General features: G+C 66.7%; 22 protein-coding genes. 8 read left to right on the top strand and 14 right to left on the bottom strand.

Annotated elements, in window-relative coordinates; all coding sequences use genetic code 11:
- Positions 1-2 precede the first annotated feature (2 nt).
- Both mutL and AC1DYL_RS18190 read right to left on the bottom strand, forming a co-directional pair.
- Entirely contained in the window at positions 3-1,808 is a 1,806-nt protein-coding gene (gene mutL / locus AC1DYL_RS18195; protein WP_477174264.1) for a DNA mismatch repair endonuclease MutL, read from the bottom strand.
- 75 nt (positions 1,809-1,883) lie between these two features.
- Positions 1,884-2,195 (bottom strand): hypothetical protein, encoded by a 312-nt coding sequence (locus tag AC1DYL_RS18190; protein WP_477174263.1) that lies wholly within the window; start codon positions 2,193-2,195, stop codon positions 1,884-1,886.
- A 116-nt stretch (positions 2,196-2,311) separates the two neighbouring features.
- Between AC1DYL_RS18190 and AC1DYL_RS18185 the strand changes: the two genes are divergently transcribed.
- Entirely contained in the window at positions 2,312-2,740 is a 429-nt protein-coding gene (locus AC1DYL_RS18185; protein WP_477174262.1) for a nucleoside deaminase, read from the top strand.
- A 53-nt stretch (positions 2,741-2,793) separates the two neighbouring features.
- Here the strand turns inward: AC1DYL_RS18185 and AC1DYL_RS18180 are convergent, their stop codons facing one another.
- Entirely contained in the window at positions 2,794-3,768 is a 975-nt protein-coding gene (locus tag AC1DYL_RS18180) for a patatin-like phospholipase family protein (protein ID WP_477174261.1), read from the bottom strand.
- A gap of 52 nt (positions 3,769-3,820) precedes the next feature.
- Positions 3,821-5,101, bottom strand: a complete 1,281-nt coding sequence (purD, locus tag AC1DYL_RS18175) for a phosphoribosylamine--glycine ligase (RefSeq protein ID WP_477174260.1) — start codon at positions 5,099-5,101, stop codon at positions 3,821-3,823.
- Between the two features lie 182 nt (positions 5,102-5,283).
- Between purD and xseA the strand changes: the two genes are divergently transcribed.
- Complete coding sequence (xseA, locus tag AC1DYL_RS18170) at positions 5,284-6,696, top strand: exodeoxyribonuclease VII large subunit (protein WP_477174259.1); 1,413 nt, start codon at positions 5,284-5,286, stop codon at positions 6,694-6,696.
- A 162-nt stretch (positions 6,697-6,858) separates the two neighbouring features.
- On the opposite strand, the gene AC1DYL_RS18165 is transcribed toward xseA, so the two are convergent.
- Positions 6,859-7,776 (bottom strand): DUF8189 domain-containing protein, encoded by a 918-nt coding sequence (locus AC1DYL_RS18165; RefSeq protein ID WP_477174258.1) that lies wholly within the window; start codon positions 7,774-7,776, stop codon positions 6,859-6,861.
- Between the two features lie 171 nt (positions 7,777-7,947).
- On the opposite strand from AC1DYL_RS18165, the gene AC1DYL_RS18160 reads away from it, so the two are divergent.
- Positions 7,948-8,172 carry a DUF2093 domain-containing protein gene (locus AC1DYL_RS18160; RefSeq protein ID WP_477158273.1) on the top strand — a complete coding sequence of 75 codons (225 nt, stop codon included), beginning with the start codon at positions 7,948-7,950 and terminating at the stop codon, positions 8,170-8,172.
- Here AC1DYL_RS18160 and AC1DYL_RS18155 read toward each other — a convergent pair.
- Complete coding sequence (locus AC1DYL_RS18155) at positions 8,169-9,701, bottom strand: ArnT family glycosyltransferase (protein WP_477174257.1); 1,533 nt, start codon at positions 9,699-9,701, stop codon at positions 8,169-8,171. The genes AC1DYL_RS18160 and AC1DYL_RS18155 overlap by 4 nt on opposite strands.
- 312 nt (positions 9,702-10,013) lie before the next feature.
- On the opposite strand from AC1DYL_RS18155, the gene AC1DYL_RS18150 reads away from it, so the two are divergent.
- Positions 10,014-11,561, top strand: coding sequence for a glycosyltransferase family 39 protein (locus AC1DYL_RS18150; protein ID WP_477174256.1), 1,548 nt, complete (start codon positions 10,014-10,016; stop codon positions 11,559-11,561).
- On the opposite strand, the gene AC1DYL_RS18145 is transcribed toward AC1DYL_RS18150, so the two are convergent.
- Genes AC1DYL_RS18145 through AC1DYL_RS18125 form a run of 5 tightly spaced genes read right to left on the bottom strand, consistent with a single transcriptional unit; the run spans position 11,507 to position 16,107 of the window.
- Positions 11,507-12,811, bottom strand: coding sequence for an O-antigen ligase family protein (locus AC1DYL_RS18145; RefSeq protein WP_477174255.1), 1,305 nt, complete (start codon positions 12,809-12,811; stop codon positions 11,507-11,509). The two genes, AC1DYL_RS18150 and AC1DYL_RS18145, sit on opposite strands and share 55 nt — an antisense overlap.
- Positions 12,808-13,656 carry a 3-deoxy-8-phosphooctulonate synthase gene (gene kdsA, locus AC1DYL_RS18140; protein WP_477174254.1) on the bottom strand — a complete coding sequence of 283 codons (849 nt, stop codon included), beginning with the start codon at positions 13,654-13,656 and terminating at the stop codon, positions 12,808-12,810. The genes AC1DYL_RS18145 and kdsA overlap by 4 nt, the downstream gene beginning before the upstream one ends.
- The gene (locus tag AC1DYL_RS18135) at positions 13,656-14,297 is read right to left on the bottom strand and encodes a histidine phosphatase family protein (protein WP_477174253.1); all 642 of its coding nucleotides are present in this window, start codon (positions 14,295-14,297) and stop codon (positions 13,656-13,658) included. The genes kdsA and AC1DYL_RS18135 overlap by 1 nt, the downstream gene beginning before the upstream one ends.
- Entirely contained in the window at positions 14,294-15,112 is an 819-nt protein-coding gene (locus AC1DYL_RS18130; protein WP_477174252.1) for a 3-deoxy-manno-octulosonate cytidylyltransferase, read from the bottom strand. The genes AC1DYL_RS18135 and AC1DYL_RS18130 overlap by 4 nt, the downstream gene beginning before the upstream one ends.
- Positions 15,113-15,114: 2 nt before the next feature.
- The gene (locus AC1DYL_RS18125; protein ID WP_477174251.1) at positions 15,115-16,107 is read right to left on the bottom strand and encodes a KpsF/GutQ family sugar-phosphate isomerase; all 993 of its coding nucleotides are present in this window, start codon (positions 16,105-16,107) and stop codon (positions 15,115-15,117) included.
- A gap of 140 nt (positions 16,108-16,247) precedes the next feature.
- Between AC1DYL_RS18125 and AC1DYL_RS18120 the strand changes: the two genes are divergently transcribed.
- Positions 16,248-17,528 carry a 3-deoxy-D-manno-octulosonic acid transferase gene (locus tag AC1DYL_RS18120; RefSeq protein WP_477174250.1) on the top strand — a complete coding sequence of 427 codons (1,281 nt, stop codon included), beginning with the start codon at positions 16,248-16,250 and terminating at the stop codon, positions 17,526-17,528.
- Between the two features lie 123 nt (positions 17,529-17,651).
- On the opposite strand, the gene AC1DYL_RS18115 is transcribed toward AC1DYL_RS18120, so the two are convergent.
- Entirely contained in the window at positions 17,652-17,900 is a 249-nt protein-coding gene (locus AC1DYL_RS18115) for a DUF4170 domain-containing protein (RefSeq protein ID WP_477150563.1), read from the bottom strand.
- A complete protein-coding gene (locus AC1DYL_RS18110; RefSeq protein ID WP_477150564.1) occupies positions 17,897-18,742 on the bottom strand; it encodes a 3'(2'),5'-bisphosphate nucleotidase CysQ in 846 nt (281 codons plus the stop codon). The genes AC1DYL_RS18115 and AC1DYL_RS18110 overlap by 4 nt, the downstream gene beginning before the upstream one ends.
- 324 nt (positions 18,743-19,066) lie before the next feature.
- Between AC1DYL_RS18110 and AC1DYL_RS18105 the strand changes: the two genes are divergently transcribed.
- Positions 19,067-19,594, top strand: coding sequence for a DUF6101 family protein (locus AC1DYL_RS18105; protein ID WP_477150565.1), 528 nt, complete (start codon positions 19,067-19,069; stop codon positions 19,592-19,594).
- 216 nt (positions 19,595-19,810) lie between these two features.
- Positions 19,811-20,653 carry a hypothetical protein gene (locus tag AC1DYL_RS18100; protein ID WP_477174249.1) on the top strand — a complete coding sequence of 281 codons (843 nt, stop codon included), beginning with the start codon at positions 19,811-19,813 and terminating at the stop codon, positions 20,651-20,653.
- A 229-nt stretch (positions 20,654-20,882) separates the two neighbouring features.
- On the opposite strand, the gene ubiA is transcribed toward AC1DYL_RS18100, so the two are convergent.
- On the bottom strand, positions 20,883-21,818 hold the full coding sequence (gene ubiA, locus AC1DYL_RS18095) for a 4-hydroxybenzoate octaprenyltransferase (RefSeq protein WP_477174248.1): 936 nt from the start codon (positions 21,816-21,818) through the stop codon (positions 20,883-20,885).
- A 57-nt stretch (positions 21,819-21,875) separates the two neighbouring features.
- Here ubiA and AC1DYL_RS18090 point away from each other — a divergent pair, with 57 nt between their 5' ends.
- Entirely contained in the window at positions 21,876-22,625 is a 750-nt protein-coding gene (locus tag AC1DYL_RS18090) for a 16S rRNA (uracil(1498)-N(3))-methyltransferase (protein WP_477174247.1), read from the top strand.
- Positions 22,626-22,707: the final 82 nt, after the last annotated feature.

The following is a 22,707-nucleotide window of genomic DNA, read 5'->3' as shown; positions in this document are numbered from 1 at the left end:
GCCTACCGCGTCCGCCCGAACAACCGCTCGATATCCGCCTTCTTCAGCTCAACATAAGTCGGCCGCCCGTGGATGCACTGGCCCGAATGCGGCGTCGCCTCCATCTCGCGGAGCAGCGCGTTCATTTCCTCGACCCGCAGCCGCCGCCCCGACCGCACCGAGCCGTGGCACGCCATCCGCCCGATGATCGCCTCCAACCGGTCCGCCAGCGCCGCCGAGCTGTCCCATTCCGCGAGGCTATCCGCGAGATCCCGCACCAGCCCGTCGATATCGGCCTGCCCGAGCAGCGCCGGCGTCTCGCGCACCGCCACCGCCCGCTGCCCGAACCGCTCCAGGTACAGGCCCAGCCGCTCCAGCGTCGGCGCCGCTTCCTCGAGCCGCCCGCAATCGTCCTCGCTGAGCTCGATCACCACCGGGATCAGCTGCATCTGGCTCGCCACCGGCCCCGCCGCCATCTGCGCCTTGAACCGCTCGTAAACCAGCCGCTCATGCGCCGCATGCTGGTCCACCAGCAGCAGGCTGTCGCCGTTCTGCGCCACGATGAAATTGTCGAACATCTGCGCCCGTGCCGACCCCAGTGGATACTCCACCGGCTCCGCAACAGGTGCGGGTTCATCGTACCGCGCACTCGGCTCCGCAAAATCCGCAAACCGCACCGACGGCGCGGTCAGTGATCCTCCCCCGCGTGGCGGGGGAGGGGGACCGCCATAGGCGGTGGCGGGGGCGGCCCAACGCTCCGTCGGGCGGACGGTCTCATACTCCGGCACCCGGAACGCCCCGGCGACGTGGTCCGCTACCGTGCTCGCCGCCCGATGCCCCGCCGCCTCCAGCGCTTCACTGATCGCCCGGATCACCGTCCCGCGCACCGCACCCGGATCCCGGAACCGCAGCTCCGCCTTGGTCGGATGCACGTTTACATCCACATCTGCCGGATCGACAGCGAGGAAGATCGCCACCACCGGAAACCGATCGCGGAACACGAAATCCGCATAGGCCGCACGGATCGCCCCCACCAGCACCTTGTCGCGCACCGAGCGGCCGTTGACGAAGAAATACTGGCTCAGCGAATTGGCCCGCGTGTAGGTCGGCAGCCCGGCGAGCCCCGTCACCACCATGCCGTGCCGCATCGTCGCCAGCGTCACCGCGTTGTCGCCGAAATCCCCGCCCATCACATCGCCGAGCCGCGCCCTGAGCGCCCCGTCGCCCTCGCGCCCCGGCCAGTTCGAGGTGGTCCTATCAGCCCCCTCGAGCACGAATTGCACATGCGGGTTGGCCATCGCCAGCCGCTTCACCATGTCGGTGATCGCCCCGGCCTCCGCCCGCTCTGACTTCAGGAATTTCCGCCGCGCCGGCACATTGCCGAACAGCTCGCGCACCTCGACGACAGTGCCCCGGTTCATCGCCACCGGCACCGGTCGCGACTTCACCCCGTGCCTGACCGCGATCCGCAACCCGCTCGCATCCTCGGCCCGCCGCGACGCGATACCTAGCTCCGCCACCGCCCCGATCGACGCCAGTGCCTCGCCGCGAAACCCCAGCGTCCGGATATCCTCGAGCCCATCATCGGCCAGCTTCGAGGTCGCGTGCCGCTCCACCGAGAGCACCAGGTCTGCCTCGTCCATGCCGACGCCGTCATCCTCGATCCGGATCAGGCTCTGCCCACCGCCCGCCGTGGTGATGCTGACGCGGTCGGCTCCGGCGTCGATGGCGTTCTCCACCAGCTCCTTCACCACGCTCGCCGGCCGCTCCACCACCTCGCCGGCGGCGATGCGATTGATCAGATCCTCGGGAAGCTGGCGAATGGACAAAGGCGATTCTCCTGGACCCCGAATGTAGCGGTCCAGCTAGGTCGGTGCCACCCGCGCGAGATGCTCAGCGCAACGTCATGGTTTGAAGTAGCACCGCTTGCCCTCACCCGGGCACACGAAGTAGCGGCTGGTCTTGCTCTGGTCGGGGTTGGATTTGATCCATGCCGGCGCGATTTGCGAGTCGGTGCCCTTGCAGCGCACGAGGTACAGGTCCTGCCTGTTCGGTCCAGATTGCACGATGCAGTTCTTGATCCAGCCGGCTTTCTTCATTGTCGGCGACGCCGACACACCTTCGCCTTGCAGGAACAGGGGCTTCGCTGCCCAAGTAATGCTTGAGAACATGCAAAAACAGGCCGTAGCGGCCAAAAACATAGTCAGCAATTTCATGGTTGTTGCTCTCCCTTGGCGGAGAAGTACCGCGTAGCGGCAGCTGCGCAAAGCAGAACATCGGACGCGTTTGGAAAACCTTGGAAAGATGTTAACACGCGAAAATGCCCACCCCCATGGACCAAGCCCTCGCCCTCGCCGAAGCCGCCGCTGCCGCCGGTGAGGCCCCGGTCGGCGCCGTCGTCGTCGACGGCGACCGCGTCCTCGCCGCCGAGCGCAACCGCATGCGCGAGCTGAACGACCCCACCGCCCACGCCGAATTCCTCGCCATCCGGACGGCGCTCGCCGCGCGCGGCACCGGCCGGCTCGATGGCTGCGATCTCTATGTGACGCTCGAACCCTGCGCCATGTGTGCCGGCGCCATCGCCCACTCCCGGCTGCGCCGCGTCTACTACGGTGCTGAAGACCTCAAGGCCGGCGCCGTCGACAATGGCGTCCGCCTGTTCGAAAGCCCCAACTGCCACCACCGGCCGGAGGTCATCGGCGGGGTGGGGGCTAAGCGGTCATCAGAACTGATGCGGGCGTTCTTCCAGGGGTTGCGCTAGCAACGTTCGAGGCCGGTGGCTGTGGCCCCCCAACCGACGCGCCCGGACCGCCGCTACCGCGCCTCGGCCCGCATCGAGTCCTGCTGCTTGGTCAGGAACGACTCGATCCGCCCATCCAGCGCGCGCTTGAAGTTGTCCTTGTCCTTTTCGACATGGGCAACGATCTCGCGCACGCGCCAGAACTCCAAAGCGCCGAACGCGCTGAGATGCGGCCGCACGTACACGTCGGGCGGGTAGGCGGCCATCATGTGCGCCGTCAGCGAGTGCATCATGATCTGCGCCGCGCCGAACCACACGTCGAGCGCCTTGTGGTTCACCTTGTTCAGCTGTTCCGACGGGTCGCCGTTGACGTCGATCCCGACGAGGATGTCGGTATCGGCCGCTGCCTGGTCGAGTGGCAGCGGGTTCACCACGCCCCCATCGACAAGCAGGTGATTGGCGAACGGCACCGGCTTGAACAGGCTCGGGATGGCGATCGAACCGGCAATCGCCTCGCGTACCGGCCCTTCCGAGAACACCGCCTGGTGCCACGACTGGAAGTCCGTCGCCACGACGTAGAACTTGGTGCGCAAGTCCTTGAACTCGAGCGGGAAGTTGTCGGGCAGGAAGGCGTCCACCACCTGCACCGCGTCGAGCTGCACGTTGAAGCCGGATTGAAAGAAGTTGCCGAGGTTGCGCACCTGCGCGCCCCATAGCCGCCCGGCGATGATCCGCATCGTGCCCAGCACCGAGAACGAATGGTCGCGCAGCTCGGCGCCGCTCATGCCGCTGGCCCAGCCCGCGCCGATCAGGGCGCCGATCGAGGTGCCCGAGATCACGTGGGGCCGTAAGCCCATCTCGTCCATCGCCTCGATATAGGGGATGTGGGTCAGCCCACGTGCCGAGCCGCCACCCAGCGCCACGCCGATGCGGGGCTCGATTGTCGAGAGGGCGTGGCCATGGGCGTTTTCGCGGAACTCACCGCGCAGGCGGTCGACAATTTCCTGCCCCCGCCGCTGCAGCGGCGTCGGATCGACCGGCGCTGTCATCTCATGGGTCACGATAAGGACGTAGGATACGCTCTGCCGGTTTATAAGATGTTCAGGCCGGTTTGAGTTCCCTTTCGACGGCACGCCAGCCGATGTCGCGCCGGCAGAAGCCTTCCGGCCAGTCGATCTGGTCCACCGCGGCGTAGGCGCGGTCGCGCGCTTCGCCCACCGTCTGCCCGAGCGCCGTTACGTTCAGCACTCGCCCGCCGTTGGCCAGCAGCTTGCCATCGCGGCGGAGCGTGCCGGCGTGGAACACCATCAGCCCGTCACCTTCGAGGCCGTCGACGCCCCTGATCTCGCTGCCCTTTTCGGGGTTCACCGGGTAGCCCTTGGCGGCCAGCACCACGGTCAGCGCCACGTCATCGCTGAACAGCGGCTTCGCCGTCTTGAGCGTGCCGCGCGCCGTCGCTTCCAACAGGTCCAGCACGTCCGACTGCAGCCGCAGCATCAGCACCTGGCACTCGGGGTCACCGAACCGCACGTTGTACTCGATCAGCTTGGGCCCCTTGGCCGTCACCATGATCCCGGCAAACAGCACCCCGCAGAACGGCGTGCCGCGCTCCGCCATACGGCGCACCGATGGCAGGATGATCTCGTTCTCCACCCGTGCGGTCATTTCCGGCGTCATCACCGGGGCAGGGGAGTAGGCGCCCATTCCGCCGGTGTTCGGGCCGCGATCGCCGTCCCATACCCGTTTGTGGTCCTGCGCGCTGGGCAGCATCACCACGCTCTCGCCGTCGCAGAGTGCGAAGATGCTTGCCTCCTCGCCCTCGAGATATTCCTCGATCACCACGGTAGAGCCGGATTCCCCGAACGCGCCCGAGAAGCAGTCGCGCACCGCGTCCACCGCCTCTTCCATGGTCATCGCCACGGTCACGCCCTTGCCCGCCGCCAGCCCGTCGGCCTTGATCACGATCGGCGCGCCCTGGTCATGCACATAGGCCAGCGCATCGCTCTCGTTGTCGAACCGGCCGTAAGCCGCCGTCGGCACGCCGGCTTCATCGCAGATCAGCTTGGTGAAAGCCTTTGACCCTTCCAGCTGTGCCGCGGCCTTCGATGGCCCGAAGCACAGCAGCCCCGCCGCCCGCACATCGTCGCCCAGCCCCGCCACCGCCGGCGCGTCGGGCCCGATCACCACGAAGTCCACCTTGCTGCCGAGCGCGAAGCCAACCACCGCCGCATGGTCGGTAATGTCGATGGCGACGTTCTCGGCGATTTCGCCGGTCCCGCCATTGCCCGGCATCACGAACAGCTTCTCGCACCGCGGCGACTTGGCGATCGCCCACGCCAACGCATGCTCACGCCCACCCGACCCAATCACCAGAATGCGCATCAGCCGTAAGCTCCCGATGTTGCCGTTGATCCTCCCCCGCGTGGCGGGGAAGGGGGACCACCCGCAGGGTGGTGGAGGGGGCAGCCAAGCGCGCGGCGCGTGGCCATTCGGCGCCCATCTAGCATCTGCTCGATTATGCCGCCACCCTTGACGGACTCGTCCCTTTCCCGCACCTCTCACCCATGTCCGCCCCGCTGACCAACGCTGCCGAGTTCACCGTCTCCGAAATCGCCCAGGCGGTGAAGCGCACCGTCGAGGACGAGTTCGGCCACGTCCGCGTGCGCGGCGAGATTTCCGGCTTCCGCGGCGTCCACTCCTCCGGCCATGCCTATTTCACGCTGAAGGACGAGAACGCCTCGATCGACGCGGTGGTGTGGAAGACCAACTACCCGCGCCTGCAGTTCAAGCCCGCCGAGGGCATGGAGGTGATCGTCACCGGACGGCTCACCACCTTCCCGCGTTCGTCGAAATACCAGATCGTCATCGAGCAGATGGAACCGGCCGGCGCCGGCGCGCTGATGGCGCTGCTCGAGGATCGCCGCCGGAAGCTCGCCGCCGAGGGCCTTTTCGCCTCCGAGCGCAAGCGCGAACTGCCTTACCTGCCGCGCGTCATCGGTGTCATCACCTCGCCCACCGGCGCGGTGATCCGCGATATCCTCCACCGTATCTCCGATCGCTTCCCCAGCCACGTCGTCGTCTGGCCGGTCCGCGTCCAGGGCGAAACCGCCGCGGCCGAAGTCACCGCCGCCATCGAAGGCTTCAACCGCTTCGCCGTCGACGGCCCAATCCCGCGCCCGGACGTGCTGATCGTCGCCCGCGGCGGTGGCTCCATCGAGGACCTCTGGGGCTTCAACGAAGAGATCGTCGTCCGCGCCGTCGCCGCGAGCCGCATCCCTGTCATCACCGCCGTCGGCCACGAGACCGACACCACGCTCGTCGACTACGCCTCTGACCACCGTGCCCCCACCCCCACCGCAGCCGCCGAAGCCGCCGTGCCGGTGCGCGCCGACCTCATCGGCTACATCGACGAAATCGGTGGTCGCCAGCGCCATGCGATGCGCCGCACCGCCTCGAACTACCGCGATCGCCTGCGCGCCGCCGCTGCCGGCCTGCCGCGCCCGCTCGATCTCGTCGCGAGCGCCCGCCAGCGCCTCGATCACGCCGCCTCGAACCTCGTCGCCGCGCTCCGCCACACCGGGCAGCGCAAGCGCATCGCGTTCGAGCGGCTGTCCGGCAAGCTGTCGCCCAACACGCTGCGCGGCGAGGTCAGGAACCTGGCGAGCCGTCTCACCACGGCGTCGATTCGCCTGCCGCCCACGGTCCTCCGGATCGTTGCCCAGCGACGCCAGGAGCTCGATGCGGTGAGCAAGCTCATCGATGCGGTGAGCTACCGCAACATCCTCGACCGCGGTTTTGCGATCGTCACGGATTCGGAGGACCGGATCGTCAAGCGCGCCGATCAGGTGCGACCCGGCGAGGAGCTCACTATCGAGGTTTCAGTCGGCAAGATCGGTGTCGCCGTGGGCGGCGCGCCCCGCACCCAACGGCGCGTCAAACCGCCGCCGGGCGAGGGCAACCAGGGCAGCCTGTTCTAGCAGCCGCCACTAAGGCGGAGCCGGTGCGAACCGACCCCACCCTTGATCCCTCCCCCTCAACCGGGGGAGGGAGACGATGGCCTCGATTGCAGTGGGAGCGTCTCCCTCCCCATTCTTAGGGGGAGGGGACAGGGGTGGGGGTCGGCTTGCACCAGCGGGCGGCTACATCTCAGCTTCGCTCACCAGCACCATCTTCACCTTGCCGTCGTCCTGCACGCTGGCGCACCACGCATCGCCACCCGTCTTGCGGATGGCGCAGCCGGGGGCGGAGTGGATGGTGACGGGCAGCTGCGACCACTCGTTCCACTGTCCGTCCCATTTCTTGAACCACAGCCGGTGCCCCGGCCCGTTGACGAATACCCGCAGCGTGTCGCCGTTCATGCCGCTGGCGACAGCCGAGACCTTGCCCTCGATTGCGCCGCCGAGATGATCGACGAAGATGTCGCTGCCGGAGGTGCGGGTGAGATCGGAAAGCTGCTCGGCACTGCCCGAACTGGTGTCGTAGCAATGCGCGCCGACGACGAGGATGTCGGAGCAGGCCACCACCCCGCCGACCTTGACGTCGAGGCTCTGCCAGTCGCTCCACCCCTTGCCGTCGAACGTATCGATGAACAGCAGGTTGTCGGGCCCCGACACGAACGCGTTGAGCGTGGTCTTGCCATCCTCGCTGGTGCGGGCGAGGCCCGGCGCCCCGGTGGCAAAACCGCCCAGGTTCTCCCAGTCCGTCCACTGGTGCTTCTTGGCGTCGTAGCGGACGTGGAACACGTTGTTGCTCTTGCCCACCGCGACGCAGTCGATGAGGCTTGTGCTGGTCGCGACGCAGGCCGGGTCGGACTTGAGGATCTCGGCCCCGATCGGCGCCCAGCCGGTCCAGCCGCCGCCCTCGCCGTCGCCGACCTGGGCGTACATCAGGCCGTCCTTGCCGCGCACGAACACGGCGATCGCGTCCTTGCCGGCGAACTTGTACCACACCGTGCTCGGACTGCCGGCCGCGGCGCCGCCGAGATCGAACATGTCGATGGCCGAAGCAGTCCCGGTCATGGAGAGGATCGCGCCGAGCGCGAGGAGAGTTGATTTCATCTGAGCCCCTGGTTGCGCGAGGGCGTGCTTTCGCCCCAGCATTGCCACTCTGGGGCCGTATCGATGAACTTGTGCGGACGGCGCCGTTCAGACTCCGGTCAGAAAGCAGCGGTTTGCAACGGTTTGCAAGTCAGCCAATCTGACCTATATTTCGCCAATGCGAGCGACACGATGAACATCTTCGACAAGAGCTTCAGCCCCTCCGAGGCGCAGGTCCGGTACCTCGATGCCGACTATGTCGTTCTGCGGCCCGGCAGTTTCGTCCGCTGCGCCGTCACGGGCGTCCCCATCGCGCTCGACGAGCTGACCTACTGGAACGTCGACCGGCAAGAGCCCTACGCCAACGCCGAAGCCGCCCACGAAGCCTACAAGCGCTACGGCCTCTCCAGCCGCTAAGGCTTGAATCCAGTTGCAATTCTGAGCTGCAGCGGCACCACCACGCGCCCTGCCTTGCTGAGGCTCACCTCCTCCACCGGCCCAAGCGTCTCGAACCGCGGGCCCAGCGCAGCATCGTTGCCGACATTCTCCGGAAGCCCGATCAGGATCGCCGTCCACCCAGCGAGCGCTGCCGGCGGCGTGAGATAGGCGAAGTGCCGCGCGTCGTCGCAGAGGCAAATCACCGGCACATCGCGGCCGAACAGCGCATTGATCTCGCCGGCGCGAATCCAGTTGAACGTCCCGATGAAGGTCCGGTCGTCCGACGGCAACCCGCGCTCCGCCAGCGCCGGCTTCAGAGCCTCCCAAGACAGCAGCGCGTCGGTCGGATCGGTGCCGCCAAACAGCGCCCGCGTCGGCTCGTCGAAACTCCCCCATCGCGCCTGCATCGTCACCACGGTCCCCAGCCCCGCGAGCAGCACTGCCGTCACTACGGCGGTGCCAATCGCAATTCGCCGCATGGTCCGCCCAGCCGTGGCCAGCGCTTCGCCGAGCAGGGGAATCGTGAACAGCCACCCCGGCATCTGCCAATGCGGCAGACCGCGGCTCAGCAGCGTCAGCCCGGTGAAAATGACGATCGGCAGCACCGCAAGGCAAACCAGCAGCCAGCGGCGGGCATTGCCCGGCCCGCCCGCGACGGCGCGTACCAGAACCAGCGCCAACGGCACGGCAATCCACGGCAGCAGGTACCCCGCCTGGAACAGCAGCGATTCAAGCGGCCCCAGCGCCCGGAGATTGCCGCTGCCGAACCGCCCCCGCGCCGATTGAAATGCAAACGACACCCAGTCGTGCTGCGCGTTCCAGATGATCACCGGCACGAAGCACACCGCCGCAATTGCCACCGCCAGCCACGGCCCCGGCCGCAGCAGCCAGCGCCGCCCTTCGCGCGTGCTGAGCAGGAACAGCCCCACGCCGCCGATCAGCAGCACACCGTGATATTTCGACAGCAGCGCCAGCCCGCCCATCAGTCCGGCCAGCGCCCAAAGCCCCAATCGTTGCCCTTCTGCCGGCGCCAGCACGATCCGCCCGACGACCAGCGCCATCGCCAGCCCCGCCGCGAGCAGAGGCCCGTCGGGGAAGATCAGTCCCGCGTGCGCCAGCCCGAATACTGGAGCGAGGTTGAAGATCACCGCCGACCATAACCCGGCGGTCGTCCCGAACAGCCGTGCCCCCAGCGCGTAGATCAGCCACGACGACAGCGCCCCGAGCAGCACGAACGGCAACCGCATCAGCACCAGGTTCTCGCTGCCCCAGAGCTTGGCCCACGATCCCAATAGCCACAGATGCAGCGGCGGGTGATCGAAATAGCTCAGCGAAAACTGCCGCGAGATGCCGATGCTGTACGCCTCGTCCACCCCGACCGGCAGCACGGCGGCGATCCCCAGCCGCACAATGGTCGCCACGGCGATGAGGGCGAACACCCACCGGTGCGCACTACGTGCCTCGAGGCCCGTCGCGGACTCACTGTAGGGGAGGGCGGAAGTGTGCATGGACGGATGGGTCCCTGACCTGCCGCTTGCGTCGTCTGCGGTTTGGCTAGCGACTATCTAGCCCCAAGTCAAATTACGGTTTGCCTAAGAAAGTCGAACGCGTCGGTAGCTGGCGCCGATATCCACGATATACAGAATATCCACTTCCGCGACGCGACCGATGACCCAGAAAATGCAGGTCGGCAGAGCCGTTTCGATCCACCCCACGGATGGGTCATGCTGCCGCGGCAACCGTCAAGATCGTTCCGAAGCGAGCCGATCCGTGGTTTAGCTGCGTCCTCAATTCCGACCCAGCGTCCTCCGGTTACCTCCATGGCCTCGACCACCGAAACCAACATCCCCTTCGAGACGCCCGTTCGCGCCGGGCTGACCGGTGTCGAGGTCTTTGCGCTCCTGGTGGTCGTGGTCACCTTCGCGGCAAAGCTGTTCGTCTCCGTCACCGTTGGTCTCGACGGCGACGAAGCTTACTACGGCATGTGGTCGGCCTACCTCGCCCCGGGCTATTTCGATCATCCTCCCGGCGTCGCCCTGATGACCGCCCTGGGGCGCCTCGTCGCTGGTGACACCCTGCTCGGCGTGCGCCTCATGCCGCTGCTCGCAAATCTCGCGCTGCTTGCCGCCCTTTATCGCACCGGCCGCCTGCTGGTGCCCGGACGCACCGCAGCCGCGCTCGCCGTCGCCTGGTACTGCCTCAGCCTGCAGGGCGGCGTGAACTTCGTCGCCACCCCCGACGTGCCATCGACACTGTTCTGGACGCTGTCGCTCTGGGCCGCCGCCGCGGCCGTTACGCGCTCACGCCCCAACTGGTGGCTGCTTGTCGGGCTCGCCGCCGGCGCCGGTCTTGCCTCGAAATACACCAATGCCTGGTTCGGGGTCGGCCTGGTGCTCTTCCTCGTCGGCACGGCTGATGGCCGCGCCCAGTTCAGGCATTGGCAGTTGTGGGCCGGCGGGCTGTTGGCGATCGCGGTATTCTCGCCGGTGCTGTGGTGGAACTACCAGCACGAGTGGCAGTCTTTCCTGTTCCAGGGGGCCCGCGTCGTCACCGTTGACGCCGAACTCAAAAATCTTGTGGCCGAATTCATCGTCGGCCAAGCCGCTGCCATGGGGCCGACGCTGCTGCTTTGCGCGCTGCTCGGCATCGGCGGGTTCTTCCTTGGGCAAGGTCGACGGAGCGGTGCGCGGTTGGCCCTGCCGGTGCTGACCACGCTGCCGGTTCTGCTCTACTTCCTGTTTCACTCCCTGCATGCCCGCGTCGAGGTGAACTGGCTGCAGCCGGTGACGCCGGTCCTGGCCCTGGTCGGCGCAGCCTTCGTCTGCCTGCTGCCGCCGCGACCGTTCGGGCGCTGGGTCGCGGTCCTCGCCACCGGCCTGCAGACGGCGTTCGGTCTGCTGGTGATCGGGTTCGCCTACATCCAGGCCGTCTACTATCCGCTGGACCTCGGTTTCGCCGATCGCACGCGCATGCTGCGCGGCTGGGACAAGCTCGCCTCGGACGTCCGCCAGATCGCCGACCAGACCGGAGCGCAGGTGATCTGGACCGTGAACAGCTACCGTTTGACCGGGGAATTGTTCTTTCACGGCCGCGGCGCCGGCGACCCGCGCCCGGTCCGCGACATCGCTCCGCACCCGCGCTACGACTTCCTGCCATCCGATCAGCGCTATCCGGCGCTCTCGCCGGCCCTCTTGGTCAAGGCCGTCGCGTCGCCAGCCGCCGCCGACGCGTTGCCGGCACGGCCGGAGTTCGCCGAAACCCGCCTCGTCACGGTGCTGAAGCGCGACGAGGGGGGCGGGCGCGGCAGCGAGTATTATGCCGTTCTGGCGGTCTCGGGCCCCACTGCGGCCTGGCCGCGCGCCGACTGAGCGACCGTCGCCACCCGCTGCGGCACCACGACGAAGCCGAGGATGACCATGGTCATGAAGGCGTATTGCACGGTGTGGAACTCGAAGCCGATCATGATGATGGTCAGCTGGAACACCGCATAGCCGGCGCACAGCGTCACCGCGAGGTACAGCCGCGAGGCGAAAAGCTCGTCCCGCGGCGTGCGGAACACCGCGATCAGCGGCGCCACTGACAGCAGTAGGAAGCTGATGACGCCTGGTATCCCCGCTCCCACCGCAAAGCTCAGCAGCCCGTTGTGCAACTGCCTGAAGCTCAGCATCCGCTCCGCCTCGGACGCCGGGATGTACGGCAATATCGCCCGCACCATTTCCGGCCAGCCATAGCCGAACAGCGGCTTGTGCATGAACGCCTGATACCCGCCCGAGAACATCATCAGTCGTTCCTGCGTCGAGCGGTCCGCCACGCCGCCGGCGAGCACGTCCTGCGTCGCCGCGAACCCACCGATGGCGCGGTCCAGTCCGTATTGCATCGCGATCAGCAGCACGATGCCGGAAGCAACCACCACGGCAGCAGCGGCGATCAGCGTGACCACCCGGTGGCGGGCAGGGGCCAGTGCCAGGGCGAACACCAGCGCGATGAAGCCGAGTACCGGCGTCGCAATCAGCGCGCCACGCGTGCCGCTGAGCAGCGCCACCATGATGCCGAAAATCGGCCCCAGCAGGAACGGCAGCCGGCGATGCTTGCCCGGCGCGAACAGCCCCACCAATGCGAGAAAGCCCAGCAGCATGGCACTGTCGGCGTAATGGAACGCGCTCATCAGTGGCTGGCCGGCCCGGTCGTAGCCGAGGAACATCACCTGGACCACGCCCACGATCACCGCAATGCCGGCGCCGGTCAGCGACAGCCAGCCGATCAGCACTGCACCATCGGCCCGCGCGAAGCGCTCGACCTGCCAGCGGAACGGCACGGCCACCAGCAACGGCGCGAAGTTGAACGCGAACATCAGGTCATCCGGGCTGTCCGCCGTGATCACGAACGAGAGCGCGGGCAACGCCGCAGCCACGACGAACATCAGGTCGATCGGGTTTTGGCTCCGGTCCCGAAAGGCCACCAGGATCGACGGCGTGATCAGCGCGAAGATCGCGAACAGCAGCACGAAATACGTGGTGAGCCGCCCCGCGATGCAAGGCAGTGCAAACAGGAAGACGATCGCGGCAAAACAAGCCCAGCGGATATACGACGGCGTGCCGTCCTTGGCCGCAGCGCTCATCGCCTGAGGCCTCGGCTCTTGGCAATGGCGTCGAGCGCCTTCAGTTCCGCCACCAGGCTCTCGATCTCGGTCAGGGGGATCATGTTGGCGCCGTCCGACGGGGCGTTGTCGGGGTCTTCGTGCGTCTCGATGAACACGCCGGCGACGCCCACCGCCACCGCAGCTCGCGCCAGCACCGGCGCATACTGCCGCTCGCCACCCGAAGATTCGCCGCGTCCGCCCGGCTGCTGCACCGAGTGGGTGGCATCGAAGATCACCGGCTTACCGGTCTCCGCCATGATCGGCAGGCCGCGCATGTCGACCACCAGCGTGTTGTAGCCGAAGCTCGTGCCCCGCTCGGTCAGCAACACGCCCGAGGCGCCGGCGCTGTCGAGTTTCTTTGCGACATTCTTCATGTCCCAGGGCGCGAGAAACTGCCCCTTCTTGACGTTGACGATGCGCCCCGTCGCGGCCGCAGCGACCAGTAGGTCGGTCTGCCGGCTGAGGAACGCCGGGATCTGCAGGATATCCACCACCTCAGCCACGGCAGCGCATTGCTCGCGCTCATGCACGTCCGTGGTCACGGCCAGCCCGGTTTCGGCTTTGACCGCTTCGAAGATCCGCAGCGCTTCGTCGATGCCGATGCCGCGGAAGCTCGCTCCGCTGGTGCGGTTCGCCTTGTCGAACGACGACTTGTAAATCAGCGGAATGCCCTGCCGCTCGCCGAGTTCGGCAAGAAAGCCCGCGGTCTTCAATGCGTGATCACGGCTTTCGATCACGCAAGGACCGAGAATGAAGGCAAGCGGAAGATCAGTACCAAACCCGACGCGCTTCCCGTTGGGCGCATCGACAAAAACCTGCTGCATCAAAACAAATCCAAATCGCCGGGCGATTCGCCCGGACGTATGTCCCACCCCAGTAGACGGAAATCGGCCCCGTCGTCGGCCTCGATCACACCATAGCTTCCCGTACGGAATTTGACGCCGGCACGGTTTTCCCCAGGCTTCAGGCCCAGCGCCGCCAAGGCGAACCGCGCTGCTCCATTGCTGGTCACCAGGAGTATCGTTCCGCGAGGCAGCTCCTCCGCTGTCCGCTCCACGAACTCCCGCCAGGCGAGCAGGCGCCATTGCGCCCCCACCTCCCAACCTTCGGGCGCCACCCACTCTGTCTCCCACAGCGTGATGGCCTCGTTACCCAATCTTGCGATAACGGCGGCCTCGGGCTGCCCCTCATCCGGCCCATGGTCGATCTCGGTGAGGAACGGCACCGCCTCGATCTTCAGCGGTTGCGACCCGACAATCGCCTCGGCCGTCGCGCGCGTTCGCTTGAGCTCGCCGCTCAACACCCGGTTGAAACGTACGCCCTTGTTGGCGAAATGCCGTCCAAGCGCCTCCGCCTGTTCCAGCCCCGTCGCGGTCAGCGGCAGATCGGTACGGGCGCCGATCCGGCGCGGCGGCTCGCCGGCCTCGAAGGTGTTGCCATGCCTGACAATCACCAGCCGCGTCATGATCGCCAGTCGACGAACGGATCGCCGAACTCCGCGATCAGCCGCTCCGCCCGCTCCACGTCCGCCGGGCTATCCACCCCGCTCATGGTGATCCACGCCGGCGGCACGATCACCGCACGGATGTCGAGCCCGAGCTCGATCAGCCGCAACTGTTCCAGCCCCTCGAGCTGCTCGTACTGCGAAGGCGGCGCGGCCTCGAACGCCTCGAGTGCCGGTGTCCGGTAGCAATAGAGCCCGATATGCTGCAGCACCGGCGACAGCGGGCCCTGCTTTCGCAGCTCCGCTTCCTTCCGCATGAACGGCAGCACGGTCTTCGAGAACCAGACCGCCCGGCCCGCGCCATCGCGAACGCACGTCGTGCCGCTCGCCGGGGTCGTGCGCTTGTGCGCGACCAGCGCATCGAGCCGCGCCCAGTCCAACTGCACCACCGGCGTCGTCACATCCGCCGCCGACCCGCGCGCCGTCCGCACGATCTCGACGATATGCTGCGGCGCCGTGAACGGCGCATCGCCCTGCAAATTCACCACCAGCCCAGCCGATCGCCCGGTGGCTCGGAGCCCCGCCAGCGCCCGCCCCGACCCCGAGGTGATTTCGCTCGCCGTCATCACGGCCTCGAGTCCCATGGCTTGCGCTACGTCGAGAATGCGCTCGTCATCGGTCGCGACCAGAACTTCGGCATCACCGAGCTGCCGTGCCGCCGCGATGGCGATCGCCGCCACCCGCTCCAGCAGCGCGCGCCCAGCAATCATGTGCAGCGGCTTGCCGGGCAGCCGGGTCGAACCGTAACGAGCGGGAATGACGATGAGGTCGGACACGCTCAGACGAGGCCGACGCGCAGGCAATCGTGGACATGCACGATGCCCACCGGCCGGTTTCTGTCCATGGCGAAAATCGCAGTGATCCGCGGCGTCAGCACCGTCATCTGCCGCAGCGCCTCGCTCAGTAGCGCCTCGGCGCCGATGGTCCGCGGGTTCACCGTCATCACCGCTGCCGCCGTCTGCACCAGCAGCCCGTCCGCCATATGCCGACGCAAATCGCCATCGGTGATGATCCCGACCAGTTCGCCCGCCTCGTCCACCACGCCGGTGCAACCGAAACCCTTGGAGGTCATCTCGAGGATCGCCTCCGCTACGCTCGCCTCGGCCCCCACCAGCGGTAACTTCTCGTCCCGATGCATCACCTCGCCAACGGTGAGCAGCGCGCTGCCGAGCGTGCCGCCCGGATGGAACACATGGAAATCCGCCGCCTGGAAGCCGCGCCGCCTCAGCAGCACCACTGCCAGCGCATCGCCCAGCGCCGCCATCATCGTCGTCGAAGTCGTCGGCGCCGCCGTGATCTCGCATGCCTCGCGCGCGTCGGGCAGCGTCACCACGATGTTCGCCGCCCGCCCCAACCGAGAGTCGGTCCGCGCCGTCACCAGCGCCAGCGGAATATCGAACCGCACGCAATAGTTGGCGAGGTCCGCCAGCTCTGCCGTATCGCCGGACTTAGAGAACATCACCACGACGTCCGCGGTAGTGATCATCCCGAGGTCGCCGTGGCTGGCGTCGCCACCATGGACGAACTGTGCCGGCGTACCGGTCGAAGCCAGCGTCGCCGCCACCTTCCGCGCAATATGCGCACTCTTGCCCACGCCCGAGAGAATGACCCGCCCCGGCGCCCGCTGGATCAGCTCCACCAGCGCCACGAACGCGCCATCGAGCCCTGCCGCGAGTGCCTCGAGCCCCTCGGTTTCAAGCCGGATCGCCGCGCGCGCCTCATCGAGGGCGAGCTGCTGCAGACGCGCATCATTGGCAATCGGATAGCGCACGTTAGGACCCGGTCCGCGCCTCGCTGAAGACATGGCGTGGCTTAGCAGCAATCGCCAAGAACCCGCAAGCAAGCGCCGCAAGGTTGTGCCCCGCCGTTGGACCGGCTAGGTCACTCCTGCAGCCCAGTTGGAGTCACCGCGTGTCCGAAGCCGTGCCGTTTCGCTGGAAGGCCTATGGCGGGCTCGTCACGGCGGCGTCCTGGCTGCACTATGCGGTGCTGTCCCGCTTCTCCAAAAGCGACGAAGGCGGCACCGCCTGGTTCGAAAAGCGCCTCAACCCGGTCCTGCCGCAACCAGCCCACGGCAAGCGCATCTGGATCCACGCCGTTTCCGCCGGTGAATCGAAGGTCGCCGAACTCCTCCGCCAGCGCCTGCTCGAACGCGACCCGGGCCTCTCGGTCGTCCTCTCCGCCACCACCTATTCCGGCTATGCCCGCGTCCGCGCCATCGCCGGCGACAATTCCAGCTTCGTCATGCCGCTCGACACCCTCGAAGCGCAGCGCCGCATCTTCACCAAGCTGCGCCCGGACCTGCTGGTGCTGGTCGAATCCGAGTTCTGGCCCGCCCAGTTCGCCGCCGCCGAGGCCGCCGGTGTACCCGTCGTGGTCGTCAACGCCACGATGTCGCCGCGCAGTTTCGCGCGCCACCAGCGCAACCCGCTGGTCGCCAACCGCACCATCGCCAACGCGCAGCGCATCTACGCCCAGGACGAAGCGATCGCCGCCCGCTACGCCGAACTAGGCGTCCCCGGCGACCGCATCGAAGTGCTGGGCAACCTCAAGCTGGTGCCACTGAAGAGCTCCGGCGCGACCCCCAAGGACGCTCCCCCGCTCATCGCCTTCGGCAACGTCCACCGCGACGAGATCGACCTGCTCGCCCCCGCCATCGCCGAACTCCGAGCCAAACGCCCCGACGCGAAACTCGTCCTCGTCCCGCGCTATCCCGGCAAAACCCCGGGCGAAGTCCTCAGCGCCCGCCTCGGCGCCGAACTCGCCATCGTCGACAGCGAAGCGGCCATCACCGACTCCGGCGGCCTCGTATGGCTCGATGAAATGGGCACGCTGTCGAAGGTCTACGCACGGGCCACGATCGGCATCGTCTGCGGCACCTTCTCCGATATCGGCGGCCACGACCTGAGCGAACCGCTGCACCTCGGCGCAGCCAGCCTCTACGGCCCCCACATCGAACGCCAGAAGCCACTGCACGAGGCGTTGTCAGCGCTAGGTTGTGCTGTTCAGGTCGGCTCGGCGGACGAGCTGCCTCAGGTAGTGCTGGGTCTGCTGGACGACGCCCCACGCCGCCAGCAAATGGTCGACGCCTTCCGCGGAGTGGCGGGCAAGGCGACCGAAAGACTCGACGCTTTGGCAGCGAGCCTTATCGCGCAGGTCGAGAACCCGGTGCGAGCCGACCCCCACCCTTGATCCCTCCCCGCAAGGGGGAGGGAGACGACAATCTCGATGTCAGTGTAAGGGTCTCCCTCCCCCTTGCGGGGAGGGGACAGGGGTGGGGGTCCCCACGCTCCGGCTGCGGTGTTGTCGCCGACCTTACTCGTCGTCTTCCGGGTTAAGCAGCCGGTGCAAATGCACCACGAAATACCGCATCTCGGCATTGTCCACCGTCAGCTGCGCCTTCTGCTTCCACACCGCGTGGGCCGCGGCATAGTTCGGGTACACCCCGACCAGGTCCACGGCATCGAGGTCCTTGAAGACGATGTCCTCGGCCTTCTCCACTTCACCACCGATGACGAGGTGCAAGAGCTGCTGCTTGGTCTCGGGTTTCTTTGTCTTGCTCACGGCTTCAGACGCTCCAGATCGACTTCCTGTGGCTGCGGGCAGCCATAGACCTTGACCAGCGCCGCATGTAACGGCGCTTTTAGCGAAGGCTCGGCCAGCGCTGCAAGCGCTCCGTGCCGGGTTTCCGGGCGATTGAAGCGCAGGGCACCTATGCACACGTCTTCGAACCCGACCCCGGCCTCGGCAAGGATGCACGCCGCGCCCGCCACGTCCCAGTCCTGCGCCCCGCGCCGCACCACCACCGCATCGAGTTTCCCCGACGCCACCAGCGCCAGCCGATAGGCCAGCGACGGGTAGAACGGCCCGCGCGTGTACTCGAGTCCCGCCGCCTGCAACTCCTGGTGCACTGCCCCCGGCGCCGGGATCAGCGGCGCGGTCCGGCCCGGATGGCGCTGCCGCACCAGCGGCTTGCCGTTGAGCCGCGCGCCATCGCCGATCGCCGCGTCATACATCTCGTCGCGCACCGGTGCGTAGACCACGCCCGCAATCGCCACTCCGTCCTCGACCACCGCCAGCGACACGGTCCAGCTGTCCTCGCCGCGGATGAAGCCGCGCGTCCCATCGATCGGGTCGACCACGAACACCCGGCGATGGCTAAGCCGCGCGGGGTTGTCGACGCTCTCCTCGCTCAGCCAGCCATAGTCGGGGCGCGCCGTGAGCAGGGCCGAGTTGAGGAACTTGTCGAGGACGATGTCCGCCTCGCTGACCGGCGAGGCGTTCTCCTTGGTCCAGGTCTTCAGGTCCTTGCGGAAGTAGCCGGCCGCGATGATCCCGGCGGTGACGGCGGCCGAGCGCAGCAATTCGCGATCGTCGGCAGCTGTAGTCGGGGCGGCATTGAGCATCAGTCTTCCGGGGTATTTGGCTGGCGGTGCTTCTAGGCGCATCCCTGTGCAGGAACAAGGCCCGCACAAAGGCCACAGGTCGCCTCAGTGGCTGCGCGGCCACTACTTAGCCCAGTTGCGGGGTGGCGTCGGAGCGAGTGGTTAAAGCCAAGCAAGCCCACGCACTTAAGACTGCGTTACACCCGGTGACACCCCGCTAACCCTTCGCAAAACAACCTAAACTTAACCCAGTTTCTTAAGCGGGGTGGCAAGGGGCGCGGGTACATTGGGCCCATCAAAGAGGGCGGCACTAACAGCTCTCGAAAGTTGACAGGAAGGCATATTATGCAGGGTCGTATTGGGATCGACGGTTCGTCGGTTGTCATGTTGTTCGGCGAGGGCAGGGCCCCCCGGACGCGTTCGCTGACTGCCAGATATTTCGGTCCGGCCAACGATAATGGCCCCAAGGATCCGGTAAAGACCGTGACGGTGCGCAAGACGCTCGAAAAGAGCGGCGTCGCCATCAAGATCAAGGTGCCGGTCGATGAGTTCATCGGCGTTGCCGTCTCGACCTCGATCACCGAAGAGGGTGTGCTGTCGAGCGCCATCGAGTTGGTGCACGGCGACCCGGACCTCAACTACCGCGTGTTCGAAGAGATCGGCAATTCCAACGTCGTCGCCGAGTGGCAGAACTGGGGCAAGAAGCTCCGCCTGCCGCTGTTCATCAAGGCCGGCGACGGCAACCTCCTCCCCTATTCGCAGCAGGTCGATGGTGTCGCACTCGGCATCAAGCACGACCGCCGCCGCCTCGCCGCCGACGCCGAACGCCGTCCCCGCTTCCTCAACCGCCGCAAGCCGGGCGAAGCGTCCTGATGCAACTTTTCCGGCGCTAAGCCGTTAGTGATCAACAAGCCGACAGCGATCCCATGCACGTTTGAACTGTCGGAAAGACTCGTAGCGACCTCCAAAACTAGCTCGAGCCGGGGCCGATCCAGAAATGGACCGGCCCCGCTTCTATTCTGCGTCCCCGTTCATCGCTGCTTCAGCCGGCTTGCAGCAGATGCCGGCCATGATCCCGAGGGGTGAGAGATGTTGAAGTCATTGGCTTTTGCGGCGCTGATCCTGGCGCTCACCGGTACGGCGGCCGGAGCGGTCGAGGTGAAGCTGGCGGACCCGGTTCCCGGGCACCCGCAATCCACGGTGCTCGATCTCATGCGCCAGGTCGTCACCGACCTCACCATCGATTCCAATAACTACGGCAGCGGCAGCGCCATGAAGCCGCTGCGCCCGATCGACGAGGCCGCGAGCGGCGAAACGCCCGCTGCGATAAAGGTCCTTGGACCCGAGGTTGTCACGCTGCGCGTCGACGGTCGCCCGCTCACCCTGCTGCACTCGGTTCTCGGCCACTCCAATGACAGCGTCGCGGAGGTGGTCCTGCTGGCGCTCTACGACGAGAACCTCAAGCTGCTCGATGCGGTGGATGTCGGCATCTACGAGAACAACTGGTTCGGCGAAGTCTTCCCGATAAGCGCCACCAACGACGCGGTCCGCGTGAAGTCCGAACACTTCAATTCGAGCCAGGGCTACGACGCCGCACAACTGGTCTTCGTCAAGGACGAGCAACTCACTCTCATCGACTCGATCTACTTCTTCTCGGTGGAGGGCGGCAGCTACGAGGAGCACCAGTCGCTCGCCGTCACCACAACTGCCGGTGGCCCCGGCTACTGGCCGATCACCGCCTCGGTCCACGCCACCCGCACCGTCGAGCCGCCTGAGCCGGTGGAGGAGGGCGAGGATTCGCTCGAGCCGCTGGCCCCGGCCTACGACCGAATGATCGCCCAGACCTACAACTGGAGCGCCTCGCTTGGCGGCTACGTGGCGAATTCCGACGCGTTCGAAAAACTCAACGCCGAGAACGAGTTGAAATACTAGGCCGGCGGGCACGGTGGCGTCCGTCCTGCATCGCTTCTAGCGCCAGGTAAGCCGCAGCCTCCCAGCCGATCCGGGCTTCGTCGGCGAGCGGGCGGCAACAGCGCTCCGCGGCAATGACCTTCAGTTTCGGCATGTCCATCTCCGGGTTTCGTTGCCCGAAGAAATACCCGCTCAAGGCTTTATGCAGAAGTCGGCGACATCAGGAGAGATTGTGCAGCAATCTGCACAATCAGATCGCCAGATCGAGCAGCAGCGCCAGGGTGAAGGCCAGTCCCACCCAGTGGTTGGCCCGGAACCGCACCAGCGCATTCGCCGGGTTCCGCGGCTCGAGCGTACGGATCTGCCAGCCCAGGATGCCGATCACCACGAGCATGCCCAAGAGGAACGGCCATCCCGCACCCACTAGTAGCGCCGCCGCCACCCACAGCACCGCCGCCGCCGCATAGAACAGCGCCACCAATGTTCGCGCCCGCCGCCCGAACAATCGGGCGGTGGATTTCACCCCCACCAGCGCATCGTCCTCGATGTCCTGCAGCGCGTAGATCGTGTCGTAGCCGATCGTCCACAGGATCCCGCCGACATAAAGCAGCAGCGGGGGCAGGGCGAGGGAACCGGTCTGTGACGTCCAGCCCACCAGCGCGCCCCAGTTGAACGCCAACCCCAGGAACAACTGCGGCCACCACGTCACCCGCTTCATGAACGGATAGATCGCCACCAGCACCAGCGACGATACACCGAGCAGCACGGTTGTGCCGTTGAACTGCAGCAGCACCACCAGCCCGACCAGCGACTGCAGGACGAGGAACAGCGCCGCCTGCCGCTTCGTCACTTGGCCCGACGGGATCGGCCGTGAGCGCGTCCGCGCCACCTTCATGTCGATGTCGGTATCGACGATATCGTTGAACGTGCAGCCCGCCCCGCGCATCGCCACCGAGCCGATGTAGAACAGCACCAGCGCCCACCAGTCGAAGCCGCGTGCTGGGTTCGCCAGCGCCGCCAACGCCAGCGCAAATCCGCACGGCCAGAACAGCAGCAGCAACGGGACCGGCCGGTCCCAGCGCGCCAGCCGCCCGTAAGGCTTCAGCCACTCCGGCGCATAGCGGTCCAGCCAGTTGCCGCGGCTCGCGTCCGCTACCGTACCTGCTGCTTTCTCAGGGGTTTGCATCGTCTGTCTTGTGTGTCGTAATGGCCCTGCGGCCAGTTTCATATCACGCGTACCACGATGCCCAGATCGCACAAGACCCTGCCTCGCCTGTTCATCGAGGCGCCGCTCGCCGCAGGCGCGAAGCTGGAGCTCGGTCGCGAGCACACCAACTACCTCTTGACCGTGCTGCGCATGAAGCAGGCCGACGCGCTGGTGGTCTTCAACGGCACCGACGGCGCCTGGATGGCGCGTATCGCCGACGATCACCGCAAGGGCGCCACCCTCGAACTCGTGGTGCAAACCCAGCACCAGACCGAAAGATCCGACCTCTGGTTCGGCTTCGCCCCGCTGAAGACCGGCCGCCTCGACTACCTCGTGCAGAAGGCCACCGAGATGGGTGCCGGCATCATCCAGCCGGTGATCACCCGCTTCACCCAGGTCTCGCGCCTCAAGTCCGACAAGCTCCACGCCAATGTCATCGAAGCCGCCGAGCAGTGCGAAGTCCTCAGCGTCCCGAAGCTGGCGGACGAGGTGACGCTCACCGACCTCATCTCCACCTGGCAGCAGAAACACGGCCTTCGTCGCCTGATCTTCGCCGACGAAAGCGCCCCCAACCATGCCCCGAACACCCAGCTGATGGATCTCGACGGCCTGCCCATCGGCATCCTGGTCGGCCCCGAAGGTGGCTTCTCCGACGATGAGCGGCAGCTCCTCCTCGCCCAAACCTTTGTAATTCCGATTAGTCTCGGCCCCAGGATTTTGCGCGCCGACACTGCTGCAGTGGCCGCTCTCGCCGTCGTTCAATCGACCATCGGCGATTGGCGATAAAGCCCATTGCATTCGGAGCGCGGCTGGCTATTGTCCGCCGCGCCCGGCCCGGAGCCCGGCAGTCTTGCCTGTTGGAGTGCCT

The sequence above is a fragment of the Devosia sp. P1_H9 genome (genome assembly GCF_056405135.1).
The sequence above is the reverse complement of the archived record's forward strand: the minus strand, read 5'-3'. Positions and strand labels throughout refer to the sequence as shown.